Origin of the sequence: Corynebacterium halotolerans YIM 70093 = DSM 44683 (assembly GCF_000341345.1) — a bacterium.
Classification (GTDB): Bacteria; Actinomycetota; Actinomycetes; order Mycobacteriales; family Mycobacteriaceae; genus Corynebacterium; species Corynebacterium halotolerans.
On record NC_020302.1, the window covers coordinates 693,057 to 705,756 of the forward strand.

Here is a 12,700-nt window from a genome sequence, read left to right on the forward strand (position 1 = left end):
GACCGTCATGACCAGCGCCACCAAGCACACCACCACCAACGAACCCGAGATCCGCAAGGGCCTCTACGGGGTGATCGCCGACTACACCGCCGTGTCCAAGGTCGTGCCCGAGACCAACTCCCTGACCTACCGCGGCTACCCCGTCCAGGAGCTGTGCGAGCACTGCTCCTTCGAGGAGGTCGCCTACCTGCTGTGGAACGGCGAGCTGCCGACGGAAACCGAGCTCGCGGACTTCAACCGGGAGGGCCGCGCCCTGCGCGCCCTCGACCAGGGCCTGGTCGACCTGGTCCGCACCCTGCCGGACACCTGCCACCCGATGGACGTGCTGCGCACCGCGGTGTCCTACCTGGGCACCAAGGACCCGGAGCCCTTCACCACGGACACGGAGCACATCCGGCGCATCGGACTGCACCTGATGGCCCAGCTGCCCACGGCCGTCGCCCTGGACATCCGGCGCCGCCGCGGCGAGGAGTTCGTCGAGCCGGACCTGGACCGCAGCTTCGCGGAGAACTTCCTCTACATGGTCTTCGGTGACGGGGAGGACTCCCCGGCGAGCAACCCCGGGGACGTCCGCGCCTTCGAGAAATCGCTCATCCTCTACGCCGAGCACTCCTTCAACGCCTCCACGTTCACCTCCCGGGTGATCACCTCCACCCGTTCGGACGCCTACTCCGCGCTGACCGGCGCGATCGGCGCGCTGAAGGGCCCGCTGCACGGCGGCGCCAACGAGTTCGTCATGCACACCATGCTGGAGATCGACGACCCCGCCCGGGCCGAGGAGTGGATGACCGACGCCCTCGACAACAAGCGCCTGGTCATGGGCTTCGGCCACCGCGTCTACAAGAGCGGCGACTCGCGCGTGCCGACGATGGAGGCGGAGCTGCGCAGCCTGGCCGAGCGCCACGACGGCGGGAAGTGGGTCGAGATGTACGACATCATGGCCGGGGTCATGGACGGGCGCACCGGCATCAAGCCCAACCTGGACTTCCCGTCCGGGCCGGCCTATCACCTGCTGGGTTTCCCGGTGGAGTTCTTCACCCCGCTGTTCGTCCTGGCGCGCGTGACCGGCTGGACCGCCCACATCGTCGAGCAGTACGAGAACAACTCGCTCATCCGCCCCCTGTCCGCCTACAACGGCGCGGAGCAGCGCTCGGTGCCGGCGAAGTCCGGCAGCTAACCGGAGCCGGTCGAACCGGCCGGTCGGGGTGCCCCCGTAGGGGACCGGCCGGCCGGCTTAGTGTTCGTATGGCGAACCCTGCGTTATTGTATGGCAGAGAGTTATCTCACATGCCTGTTACCCGGAAAGGACTCCTCACGTGGCCACCACCACACTCCCAGCGTTCAAGAAGGTGCTCGTAGCCAACCGCGGTGAGATCGCGGTCCGGGCGTTCCGCGCCGCCTTCGAGACCGGCGCCGCGACCGTCGCGGTCTATCCGAGGGAGGACCGCAACTCCTTCCACCGCTCCTTCGCCTCCGAGGCGGTGCGGATCGGTTCCGAGGGCTCCCCGGTCAAAGCGTACCTGGACATCAACGAGATCATCCGGGCGGCCAAGAAGTCCGGCGCCGACGCCGTCTACCCCGGCTACGGCTTCCTGTCGGAGAACGCTGAGCTGGCCCGCCGCTGCGCGGAGGCCGGCGTGACCTTCATCGGCCCCACCCCGGAGACCCTGGATCTCACCGGCGACAAGTCCGCGGCCGTCGACGCCGCGAAGGCCGCGGGCCTGCCGGTGCTGCAGGACTCGAGGCCGTCCACCGACGTCGACGAGCTGGTGGCGATGGCCGGGGACTTCACCTTCCCCGTCTTCGTCAAGGCCGTCGCCGGCGGCGGCGGGCGCGGCATGCGCTTCGTCGAGAAGCCGGAGGATCTGCCGGCCCGTGCCGCGGAGGCCTCGCGGGAGGCGGAGGCCGCCTTCGGTGACGGCCACGTCTACCTCGAGCGTGCGGTGATCAACCCGCAGCACATCGAGGTCCAGATCCTCGGTGACGCCACCGGGGACGTCATCCACCTCTACGAGCGCGACTGCTCCCTGCAGCGCCGCCACCAGAAGGTCGTGGAGATCGCCCCGGCCCAGCACCTCGACCCGCAGCTGCGCGAGAAGATCTGCGCCGACGCCGTGGCCTTCTGCCGGTCGATCAACTACCAGGGCGCGGGCACCGTGGAGTTCCTCGTCGACGAGGCCGGCAACCACGTCTTCATCGAGATGAACCCGCGCGTCCAGGTCGAGCACACCGTCACGGAGGAGGTCACCTCCGTCGACATCGTCAAGGCGCAGATGCACCTCGCCGCCGGCGCGACGCTGCAGGACCTGGGCCTGACCCAGGAGTCCGTCCGGCTCACCGGCGCGGCCCTGCAGTGCCGCATCACCACCGAGGACCCGGCCAACAACTTCCGCCCCGACTCGGGCACCATCACCGCCTACCGCTCCCCGGGTGGCGCGGGCGTGCGCCTCGACGGTTCCGTGTCCGTCGGCACCGAGATCACCCCGAACTTCGACTCCCTGCTGGTCAAGATGACCTGCCGCGGCGCGGACTTCGCCATGGCGGTCGCCCGCGCCCAGCGCGCCCTGGCCGAGTTCACCGTCTCCGGGGTGGCCACCAACATCGGTTTCCTGCGCGCCCTGCTGCGCGAGGAGGATTTCCGGTCCCGGCGCATCGCCACCAGCTTCATCGGCGACCATGCGCACCTGCTGGCCGCCCCGCCCGCCGACGATGAGCCGGGCCGGGTCCTCGACTACCTGGCGGACGTCACCGTCAACCGTCCCAACGGTGACCGCCCCACCGAGATCCGGCCCTTCGACAAGCTGCCGGAGCTGGGCGACGGCCCCCTGCCGCGCGGTTCGCGTGACCTGCTGCGCGACCTGGGCCCGCAGAAATTCGCGGAGGCGCTGCGCACGCAGCACGCCCTGGCCGTCACCGACACCACCTTCCGCGACGCCCACCAGTCCCTGCTGGCCACGCGCGTGCGCTCCTCGACGCTGGTCGATGCCGCGAAGCATGTCGGCCGGTTGACCCCGAACCTGCTGTCCGTGGAGGCCTGGGGTGGCGCGACCTACGACGTCGCCATGCGCTTCCTCTACGAGGATCCGTGGCAGCGTCTCGACGCCCTGCGCGAGGCCATGCCGAACGTCAACATCCAGATGCTGCTGCGCGGGCGCAACACCGTCGGCTACACCCCGTACCCGGACTCCGTGGCCCGTGCCTTCGTCCGTGAGGCCGCTGATTCCGGCGTGGACATCTTCCGCATCTTCGACGCCCTGAACGACGTGTCCCAGATGCGCCCGGCCATCGACGCCGTCCTGGAGACCGGCACCACCGTCGCCGAGGTAGCCATGGCCTACTCCGGTAACCTGCTGGACCCGAACGAGGACATCTACACCCTCGACTACTACCTCAGGCTGGCCGAGGAGATCGTCGGCACCGGAGCGCACGTCCTGGCCATCAAGGACATGGCCGGCCTGCTGCGGCCGGGCGCGGCCGCCAAGCTGGTCACGGCGCTGCGCAGGGAATTCGACCTGCCGGTGCACGTGCACACCCACGACACCGCCGGTGGCCAGCTGGCCACCTACCTCGCGGCAGCCCGCGCGGGTGCCGACGCCGTCGACGGGGCGTCGGCACCGCTGTCCGGCACCACCTCCCAGCCGTCGCTGTCCGCGATCGTCGCCGCCTTCGCCGACACCGACCGCGACACCGGCCTCTCGCTCGACGCCGTGTCCGACCTCGAACCCTACTGGGAGGCGGTCCGCGAGCTCTACGCCCCCTTCGAGGCGGGCGTGCCCGGACCGACGGGGAGGGTGTACCACCACGAAATCCCCGGCGGCCAGCTGTCCAATCTGCGCACCCAGGCCAAGGCGCTGGGCCTGGCGGACCGTTTCGAGCTCATCGAGGACTACTACGCGGCCGTCAACGAGATGCTGGGCCGGCCCACCAAGGTCACCCCGTCGTCCAAGGTCGTCGGCGACCTCGCGCTGCACCTGGTGGGCGCGAACGTGGATCCGGAGGATTTCGCCGCCGACCCGCAGCGCTACGACATCCCGGACTCGGTGATCGCCTTCCTGCGTGGCGAGTTGGGCACCCCGCCCGGCGGTTGGCCCGAGCTGCGCGACAAGGCCCTGGCAGGCCGCGGTGAGGGTAAGGCGCCGATGGTCGAGGTCCCGGCCGAGGAGGCGGAGAACCTGGGGTCCGAGGACCGCACGGTGCGCCGCGCGGCCCTGGACCGCCTGCTCTTCCCGAAGCAGGCCGAGGAGTTCGCCGAGCACCGCCGCCGCTTCGGCAACACCTCCGCCCTCGATGACCGGGTCTTCTTCTACGGACTGAAGGAGGGCGAGGAGAACGTCATCCGCTTCGTCAACGGCGGCGACACCCCGCCGATGGTGGTGCGTCTCGACGCCGTCGGCGAGCCCGACGAGAAGGGCATGCGGCAGGTGGTCTGCAACGTCAACGGCCAGATCCGGCCGCTGAAGGTCCGCGACCACTCGGTCGAGTCCGTCACCGCCTCCGCGGAGAAGGCCGACCCCTCCGTGGTCGGTCACGTGGCGGCACCGTTCGCCGGGGTGGTCAACGTGACCATCGAGACCGGCGCGGAGGTCAAGGCCGGCGACCCGGTCGCCGTGATCGAGGCGATGAAGATGGAGGCCACCATCACCGCACCGGTGGACGGAAAGGTCGAGCGCGTCGCCCTGGCCCAGGCCACCAAGGTCGAGGGCGGGGACCTGATCGTGGTGATCGGCTAGTACCGCCATGGGTGAACATGGGTGAACCACGGATAAGCTCCCGTTCCGGAGGGAACGGGAGCTTATTTGTGTGCGGCGGGACGGCGGGACTTACAGGAAGGTCGTGAGGAGCGAGGTCCCGAACAGGACGAGCACACCACCGAACCGGGTCGTCAGGGCCGCGAAGGGCATCAGGTGCATGCGCTGGGCGGCGCTGAGCACCGCGACGTCACCACTGCCACCGGTGTCGGCCATCACCAGGCCCGGGGTGATGGAGGCCTCGATGAAGTTCATCTTCACCAGCCAACCCAGCAGTCCCGATGAGAGCGCGGAGATCAGCACGGTGATGACGATCAGCGGGATGAAAGAGGGGTTGGACAGCGAGAGCAGGACCTCCTCGATGCTGATGTAGGTCAGGGACACACCCACCAGCAGCGCGGGCACCAGGAAGGACTGGATCATGTCGCCCCAGGAGGTGGCCGCATCCTCGAGCTCCTCGGGGAAGAGCTTGAAAATCTTGATGGCCAGCGCCGCGATGATCACCCAGGCGTAGGTGTGCAGCCAGGGGAAGGTGCCGCCGAGGAACTGTCCCAGCACGAAGAGCACCGCGGTGATCACCAGACCCTTGCCCAGGGCGGAGAGTGCGGCGGACTCCTTCTTCTTCGGCACGGACAGGTCCCTGCCCTTTTTCTTGATGCGCAGCAGCTGACCGTAGCCGTTGAATCCCTCGAACGGCTGCTTCTTCAGCTTGCCGAGCGCGTTGTACAGACCCGCGACCAGGATGCAGACGATGTTCGCGACGACCACCGCGGACATCAGATCCCCCATGAAGTCCCCGGCCGACCCGCCCATCTTGTCGGCGTACATCTCCGACGTCGGCACCGCTCCGACGCCGAGGCCGCCGGCCATGACCGGGGCGGCGATGAAGAGCATCGCCTCGATCATCCCGAACCCGAAGAGCGCGCCGAGTAGCCCGACGAGCGTGAAGGTGGCGATCAAGCAGCCGATGAGCGGGACGATGAACCTCGGGCCCGCCTGGATCAGGAGGGCACGGGGCATGCTCAGCACACTGCCGACGATGATGGCGGCGACGAAGAAGTCGAGGAACCCGGTGCCGTCGACGAAGGTCTGGGTCACGGTGACCACGTTCTCCGGGAACAGGCCCACGTAGACCAGGATGGCCGGCACGAAGGTGCACAAGATCGTCGGCAGTCCCATCTCCCGCACATACGGGAAGAAGTTGCCGATCCAGATCAGCACCCCGCCGAGCAGCATGGTCACCGCGAAGCCGCTGAGCATGCTCTCCGGCAGATTGCCGGTGTAGGCGGCCAGGAGGGCGATCGCGAAGAAGGCGCCGAAGTACAGCGGCGGGAACCCCGCGATGACCTTCCAGGGAGGGATCCTGCTGGTGGTCAGGGAGCCGACCGATCCCGGTTCGGGGCCGAGTCCGTCGATCAGGCCCTGGCGGATCTCGTTGTCGCGGTCGCCGATCCGGGGGAAGTGTACGTCCTCGGGGCGGGTCGGGCCGGGGATGGCGTCAGTCTCAGTGGTGTCAGAACCAAGGGTTTTCTGGGATTGTGACATGGTGGTCTCCTCAGCGTGGCCTCACAGGGCGCAGACCACGGGTTCAGCCGGCCGTTGCGGCCGAAGGTTGTTGTCTCAGATGCTGACGGGCGCGGACTGTCGCACCACCCGACGGCTCAGCTCGGTGAGTTCACACAGCTGTGTTTCGTCGATTCCCGTCTCCAGCCCCAGCGAGTGCAGGTGCCGGACGAGATCGAGGGTGTCGAGGTTGCCGGCCGCCCCCGGTGCGAAGGGGCAGCCGCCGAAACCGCCCAGGGCGGAGTCGAACCTGGTGATGCCGAGCTCCACGGCGGCGGTGACGGTCTCCAGGGCCCGGCCGTGGGCGTTGTGCAGGTGCAGCGAGAGCGTGATGTCGGGCTCCGCCTCCTGCACCGCCGCGACGGAGGCGAGGACCTGCTCCGGTGTCGCGGAGCCGAGGGTGTCGGCCAGGCCGATGTTCTTCAGCCCGAGACGGGTGAAGTGGCCGACGACCTCGGTGAGTCGCTCCGGGGCGATGTCTCCCTCGAAGGGGCAGACGAAGGCGGTGGAGATCCCGGCGAAGAACCGGACACCCGTGCGTGAGGCGTACTTCGCCACGGTTCCGCCGAGATCGGCGACCATCTTCGCGGTGGATCCGCCGGCGTTGGCGGAGCTGTGCGCCTCGCTCGCCGAGGCGACGATCTGGATCTCATCGGCGCCGGCGGCGACGGCGCGGTCGATGCCCCGCCCGTTCAGCGCGAGTGCGGTCCAGGTCGCGGAGATCTCCGGCTTGCGGGCGAAGAGTTCGGCGGCGTCGGCCATCTGGGGGACCCGCTTCGGGTTGACGAAGGAGCCCGCCTCCAGGCGGGTGACACCGGCCCGGTGGAGGCCCGCGGCGATCCGGAGCTTATCCTCGGTGGACACCACGACGTGCTCGTCCTGGAGCCCGTCACGCAGGTACACGTCGGTGATCTCAATGAACATGGACGGCCTCCCGGTCGGTGCCGGCCGCCAGTGCCTCGGCCTCGTCGCGGCTGTATCCTGCGACCTCCTGCAGGACGTCCACGGTGTGCTCGCCCAGCTCGGGGCCGACCCAGCGGGTCTTTCCCTCGGCACCGGGGATGACGGGCACGACTCCGGGGAAGCGGACGGCGCGGGGCTCCGCGTCCTCCTCGACCTGGACCAGGTGCTCCTCGACCATGCCGCGGGCCTGGTAGTGCCGGTCGGCGGCGATGCTGGGGGGCGTCGTAGACGGGGCCGGCCGGAACGCCCGCCTCGTCGAGCAGTTCCTGCACCTGCTGCAGCGGCAGGGAGGAGGTCCATGCGCCGATAAGATCGTTGAGCTCGGCCTCCCGGGCCTGGCGTCCCTCGGCGGTGTCGAGCGAGGGGTCCTCGGCGAGGTCCTCGCGGCCGATGGTCCGCATGAGCCGCTTGAAGACCTTGGACGCGTTGCCGCCGATGACCACCTCGAGTCCGTCGGTGCAGGGGTAGGCACCCATCGGGACGACCCCGGGCAGGGAACCACCCGAGCGGCGGCGCACCATGCCGTAGGCGTCGTACTCGGGCACCAGCGACTCGAGGAGACTGAACACTCCCTCGTAGAGGCCGATGTCGACGGTCCGGGCGCTGCTCTCGATGCCGCGGGCGCGCTGGAGCATGAGCATCAGCGCGCCGATCACGCCGTAGAGACCGGCGACGGTGTCGGCCATGCTGGCGGCCGCGCGGGAGGCCGGGCGGTCCGGCTCACCGGTGAGGTAGCGCAGGCCGGCGAAGGACTCGGCGGCGCTGCCGAAGCCGGCGCGGTTGCGGTAGGGGCCGGTCTGCCCGTAGCCGGAGATGCGCACCAGGACCGTGTCCGGGTTCAGCCCGCGGATGACCTCGGGACCGATGCCCTAGCGTTCGATGGTGCCGGGGCGGAAGTTCTCGATGACCACGTCGGAGGCGGCGATCAGGCGTTTGACGGCCTCGATGCCCTCCGGGGTCCGCAGGTCGAGGACGATTGAGCGCTTGTTGCGGCCGACGGTGCGGAAGAGCATCGAGACCTTGCCGACGGGGCGTCGCCAGTCGCGCAGCTCGTCGCCGCCGGGCTTCTCGACCTTGATCACGTCCGCGCCGAAGTCCCCGAAGAGGCGTGAGGCGAAGGGGGCGGCGATGTAGTTGCCGAGTTCGAGGACGCGGATGCCCTCGAGCGGCGCCGGCCCGTCCTGGCCGGTGTCCTGAAGTTGCATGTTCTGCACGGTGTCTCCCATCTGGTGGTAGGTGTGTTCCCACTCACTGCAAAGCTAATGGTGTTGTCCCGTTCACACAAGCCCTTTTCGGGAAATTCCTCGTCGACCCTGGTCAGGACATGAAAAAAGGGCACCCCTGGGAGGGGATGCCCGGGAAAACGGCAGGTGACGACGGTCAGGGGGAGAGCTTGCGGGCGATCTGCCGGGCGGTCTCCCGCACGTCGTCGCCGTGGTCGAGGCCGATGCTGCGCTGCACCCGGCTGACCGGCTTGGCCACGCAGAGTGCTCCCACGAGTCGGCCACCGACGACGATCGGTGCGCTGACCGAGGCGACGCCGGGGGAACGTTTCCCGGTGGACTCCACCCACCCCTGCCGCTCCAGATCTGCCTGCGCCTCCGGCAGCTGCGCGAGGATGGCGCCCGAGGAACCCGCGGGCAGGTCGAGCCGGGCCCCGACCGGTAGCGTGACCTGGAGTTCATGCGGGGCCTCCACCGACACCCGGCAGATGCGTTGGTTTCCGGACCGCACCCACAGCTGCACGGTTTCTCCGATCCGGCTGCTGAGTTCCCAGATCAGCGGGAAACTCCGGGCGTCGCGGTCGTTCTGGACGATCCGGCGACCGGGGGCGAAGGTGCCGTCCTCGTAGCGGATCAGGAAGTCCGTCTCCGCCATCGCCAGGGCCAGCCGGTGTGTGGTGGAGACGGACAGGCCGGTGCGCCGGGCGATTTCAGTGGCGTGCTGCGGGCCATCCTCCACTGCATCGAGGATGGCCCCGGCACGCTCGAGCGTGCGGTTGCCGGAGCCGGAACTGCTCCTGCTTCCGTCTGCCTTCTCGGCCATCGTGGCTCAATTCCTCCCGTTGTGGATGACGAACCACGAGTTTAGCGGGATGGCCGGGCCCGGGCTCCAACCATCTCCCGCACGTGGGAGACGGCGGTCCCTGCGGGAGCCGGCGTCTCTCCCCGGGACGCTCCCCGGAGGTCCGGAGTTGACCTGCCCGACCGGCTCCGGGCCGCCTCAGGAGGGCGTGGAGAGGCCGTCAGATAGGAGAGACCTGCCCCCACTGAGCGATGCTCTGCTGATCTGATGCCGAAAGGGATCGGTCGATGACAGTGGCATGACAAAGACCGCCCCCGGAGATCGGGGGCCGCCTGTCACCGAAGCCACGGAAACTACCGCTGGTAGGGGTCCTGGATGCCGATGTACTGGACGGTGGTGTACTCGTCGAGGCCCTCGGCGCCGCCCTCACGGCCGAGGCCGGACTGCTTGACGCCGCCGAACGGGGCCGCGGCATTGGAGATCACGCCGGAGTTGAAGCCCATCAGGCCGAACTCGAGACCGTCGGACAGCCGCCACATGCGGCTGGGGTCCTCGGTGAAGACGTAGGACGCCAGGCCGTACTCGGTGGCATTGGCCAGGGTGATGGCCTCCTGCTCGGTGGAGAAGGTGATGACCGGGGCGACGGGGCCGAAGATCTCCTCCTGGACCACGCGGGCGTCGGCGGGCACGTCGATCAGCACGGTCGGCTCGTAGAAGTAGCCGGGCCCGTCCACCCGCCTGCCACCGGCGACGGCGCGGGCACCGGAGGCCACGGCGTCGTCGACCAGCGAGGCCACGGAATCGAGTGCCTTCTGCTCGACCAACGGCCCGCAGGTGACGTCCTCATCGAGGCCGTCGCCGACGTTGAGCCCGCTGATGCGCTCGGCGAACTTGTTCGCGAATTCCTCGGCCACGGACTCGTGGACGATGAAGCGGTTGGCCGCGGTGCAGGCCTCGCCGATATTGCGCATCTTCGCGCCCATCGCGCCCTCAACCGCCTCATCCAGGTCGGCGTCGGCGAAGACGATGAACGGGGCGTTGCCGCCGAGTTCCATCGAGGTGCGCAGCACATTGTCGGCCGCGGCCTTCATCAGGGTCTTGCCCACCGGGGTCGAGCCGGTGAACGAGACCTTGCGCAGACGCGGATCCGCCATGATCGGCTCGGAGATCGCAGACGCCGACTTGCCGGCGACCACGTTGAGCACCCCGGCGGGCAGGCCGGCGTCGAGCATGGTCTGGGCGAAGTACTGGGAGGTCAGCGGCGTCAGCTTCGCAGGCTTGAGCACCATCGTGCAGCCGGCGGCCACGGCCGGGGCGATCTTGCGGGTGGCCATGGCCAGCGGGAAGTTCCACGGGGTAATCAGCAGGCACGGGCCCACCGGCTTGCGTACCGTGACCATCCGCAGCGTGCCCTCCGGGGCGGGGTAGGCCCGGCCGTAGTCGCGCACCGCCTCCTCCGAGAACCAGCGCAGAAACTCCGCGCCGTAGGTGACCTCGCCGCGGGCCTCGGAAAGGGGCTTGCCCATCTCGAGGGTCATCAGTGCGGCGAATTCCTCCGCGCGTTCGTGCACCAGGTCGAAGGCCCGGCGCAGGATGTCGGAGCGCTCCCGCGCCGGGGTGCGCGCCCACTCGTCCTGGACGGCGCACGCGGCGTCGAGGGCGGCGTTCGCGTCATCCGAGGTGGCCGAGGCCAGGGTGGCCAGGGTCTCACCGGTGGCCGGGTTCTCCACGTCGAAGGTCTCGCCGTCGCTGGAGTCGGTCCACTGGCCATTGATGAGCAGGCCGGTGGGGACCTTGTTGATCAGTGCCTGGATGTCGATGCTCATGTCCGGGTCACCCCTTCGTGTTGTAGGCGCCGAATTTCTCGGCGAGTGCGGCGGTGGAACCGGCGAGCAGCTGGACGTCGGCACCCACGGCGACGAAATCGGCGCCGGCGTCGATGTACTGCTGCGCCTGCTCATTGTTGAAGGCGTTCACGCCCACCGGCTTGCCGGCGGCGTTGGAGGCGGAGATCGTGTCGGTGACGTGCCTGACGACGTCCGCGTGGGTCTGCTGCCCGAGCAGCCCCATTGACGCGGCGAGGTCGGAGGGGCCGATGAACACGGCGTCGACGCCGTCGACCGCGAGGATCTCGGCGGCGTTCTCCGCGGCCTCCGCCGACTCGACCTGGACGGTCAGGCTCACGTGCTCGGAGGCGTTGGCGAGGTATCCCTCCACCCGGTTCCAGCGGGCCGAACGGGCCAGCGCACTGCCCACCCCGCGCACCCCGCGCGGCGGGTAGTGCATCGCGGCGACCGCCCGCTCGGCGTCGGCGGCGGTGTGCACCATCGGCACCATCAGGTTCTGGGCGCCCAGGTCCAGGAACTGCTTGATCAGCACGGTGTCGCCGAAAGGCACGCGCACCACCGGGACGGCCGGGTAGGCGCCCACCGCCTGCAGGATGGCCAGGGTGGACTCCAGGCCGATAGGGGAGTGCTCGCCGTCGATGAGGAGCCAGTCGCAGCCGGAGGCGGCGACGATCTCGGCGACGGTGGCGGAGCCGGAGCACACCCACAGGCCCACCTGGGTGGCCCGGCGTTCAGCCACGACCTCATGGAAGGTCGGGGGAAGTTCTACTCGAAACGGCATGTGACGGTTCCTAACTCTCCGTAGTCGGCGAAGACGGTGTCGCCCGGGTGGACCCACATCGGGCGGGTGAACGAGCCGGCCAGGATGATCTCCCCGGCGGCCAGGCAGTCACCGTGCTCGGCGAGCTTGTTGGCCAGCCACGCGACACCGGTGGCCGGGTGGTTGAGCACCGCGGCGGCGACCCCGGAATCCTGGATGGTCTCGTTGCGGTAGAGCAGGGCCGAGACCCAGCGCAGGTCGAGTGCGTCCACCGCAACCGGACGGCCGCCGTAGACCATCGCGCCCATCGCGGCGTTGTCGCTGATGGTGTCGACGATCGTGCGGCCTTCCATCTCGATGCGGGAGGAGAGGATCTCCAGGGCCGGGACGACGTACTCGGTCGCCCGCAGCACATCGAAGACCGTGACATCCGGGCCGGTGAGCTCGTCCTTGAGCACGAAGGCCAGCTCCACCTCGACGCGGACATTGGAGAACTGGGCGTGCTCGATGACGGAGCCGTTCTCGTGGACCATGTCGGCGAAGATCGCGCCGTAGTCCGGCTCGGTGATGCCGGTGGCCTCCTGCATCGGCTTGGAGGTCAGGCCGATCTTGCGGCCGACCGGGCGCCGGCCCGCCTCGATGCCGCGGCGTCGCCACTCGTTCTGCACCCGGTAGGAATCCTCCACCGTCATCCCCTCGAAACGCTTGGTGAGCAGGGGAATCATGGTGCGGTTGCGTTCGGCCCCGGCGAGGTCGTCCGCGATCTGGGTGATGTCTGAATCCTGCAGCATATA

At 69.1% G+C, this 12,700-nt stretch carries 8 protein-coding genes and 1 pseudogene; 2 read left to right on the top strand and 7 right to left on the bottom strand.

The window, feature by feature from the left end:
- Positions 1-7 precede the first annotated feature (7 nt).
- Both A605_RS03305 and A605_RS03310 read left to right on the top strand, forming a co-directional pair.
- On the top strand, positions 8-1,177 hold the full coding sequence (locus tag A605_RS03305) for a bifunctional 2-methylcitrate synthase/citrate synthase (RefSeq protein WP_027004556.1): 1,170 nt from the start codon (positions 8-10) through the stop codon (positions 1,175-1,177).
- A 139-nt stretch (positions 1,178-1,316) separates the two neighbouring features.
- Positions 1,317-4,730 (top strand): pyruvate carboxylase, encoded by a 3,414-nt coding sequence (locus A605_RS03310; protein WP_015400087.1) that lies wholly within the window; start codon positions 1,317-1,319, stop codon positions 4,728-4,730.
- 90 nt (positions 4,731-4,820) lie between these two features.
- Here the strand turns inward: A605_RS03310 and A605_RS03315 are convergent, their stop codons facing one another.
- The 7 genes and pseudogenes from A605_RS03315 to A605_RS03345 all read right to left on the bottom strand — a co-directional run bounded on the left by A605_RS03315 (position 4,821) and on the right by A605_RS03345 (position 12,697).
- Positions 4,821-6,293 (bottom strand): 2-hydroxycarboxylate transporter family protein, encoded by a 1,473-nt coding sequence (locus A605_RS03315; protein WP_015400088.1) that lies wholly within the window; start codon positions 6,291-6,293, stop codon positions 4,821-4,823.
- A 75-nt stretch (positions 6,294-6,368) separates the two neighbouring features.
- A complete protein-coding gene (locus A605_RS03320) occupies positions 6,369-7,235 on the bottom strand; it encodes a hydroxymethylglutaryl-CoA lyase (protein WP_015400089.1) in 867 nt (288 codons plus the stop codon).
- A pseudogene (locus A605_RS03325) lies at positions 7,225-8,479 on the bottom strand (CaiB/BaiF CoA transferase family protein). Before A605_RS03325 ends, A605_RS03320 begins: the two are co-directional and overlap by 11 nt.
- A gap of 175 nt (positions 8,480-8,654) precedes the next feature.
- Positions 8,655-9,320, bottom strand: coding sequence for an IclR family transcriptional regulator (locus tag A605_RS03330; RefSeq protein WP_015400090.1), 666 nt, complete (start codon positions 9,318-9,320; stop codon positions 8,655-8,657).
- A 332-nt stretch (positions 9,321-9,652) separates the two neighbouring features.
- Positions 9,653-11,125 carry an NAD-dependent succinate-semialdehyde dehydrogenase gene (locus A605_RS03335; protein ID WP_015400091.1) on the bottom strand — a complete coding sequence of 491 codons (1,473 nt, stop codon included), beginning with the start codon at positions 11,123-11,125 and terminating at the stop codon, positions 9,653-9,655.
- A gap of 7 nt (positions 11,126-11,132) precedes the next feature.
- Entirely contained in the window at positions 11,133-11,927 is a 795-nt protein-coding gene (locus tag A605_RS03340; RefSeq protein ID WP_027004569.1) for an aldolase/citrate lyase family protein, read from the bottom strand.
- Complete coding sequence (locus tag A605_RS03345) at positions 11,912-12,697, bottom strand: 2-keto-4-pentenoate hydratase (protein WP_015400093.1); 786 nt, start codon at positions 12,695-12,697, stop codon at positions 11,912-11,914. Before A605_RS03345 ends, A605_RS03340 begins: the two co-directional genes overlap by 16 nt.
- Positions 12,698-12,700 lie beyond the last annotated feature (3 nt).

Bases quoted from the DNA above. Each gene is read 5' to 3' on its own strand.
- A605_RS03305 (WP_027004556.1), top strand. From the start codon at position 8: ATGACCAGCGCCACCAAGCACACCACCACCAACGAACCCGAGATCCGC.
- A605_RS03315 (WP_015400088.1), bottom strand. From the start codon at position 6,293: ATGTCACAATCCCAGAAAACCCTTGGTTCTGACACCACTGAGACTGAC.
- A605_RS03320 (WP_015400089.1), bottom strand. From the start codon at position 7,235: ATGTTCATTGAGATCACCGACGTGTACCTGCGTGACGGGCTCCAGGAC.
- A605_RS03330 (WP_015400090.1), bottom strand. From the start codon at position 9,320: ATGGCCGAGAAGGCAGACGGAAGCAGGAGCAGTTCCGGCTCCGGCAAC.
- A605_RS03335 (WP_015400091.1), bottom strand. From the start codon at position 11,125: ATGAGCATCGACATCCAGGCACTGATCAACAAGGTCCCCACCGGCCTG.
- A605_RS03340 (WP_027004569.1), bottom strand. From the start codon at position 11,927: ATGCCGTTTCGAGTAGAACTTCCCCCGACCTTCCATGAGGTCGTGGCT.
- A605_RS03345 (WP_015400093.1), bottom strand. From the start codon at position 12,697: ATGCTGCAGGATTCAGACATCACCCAGATCGCGGACGACCTCGCCGGG.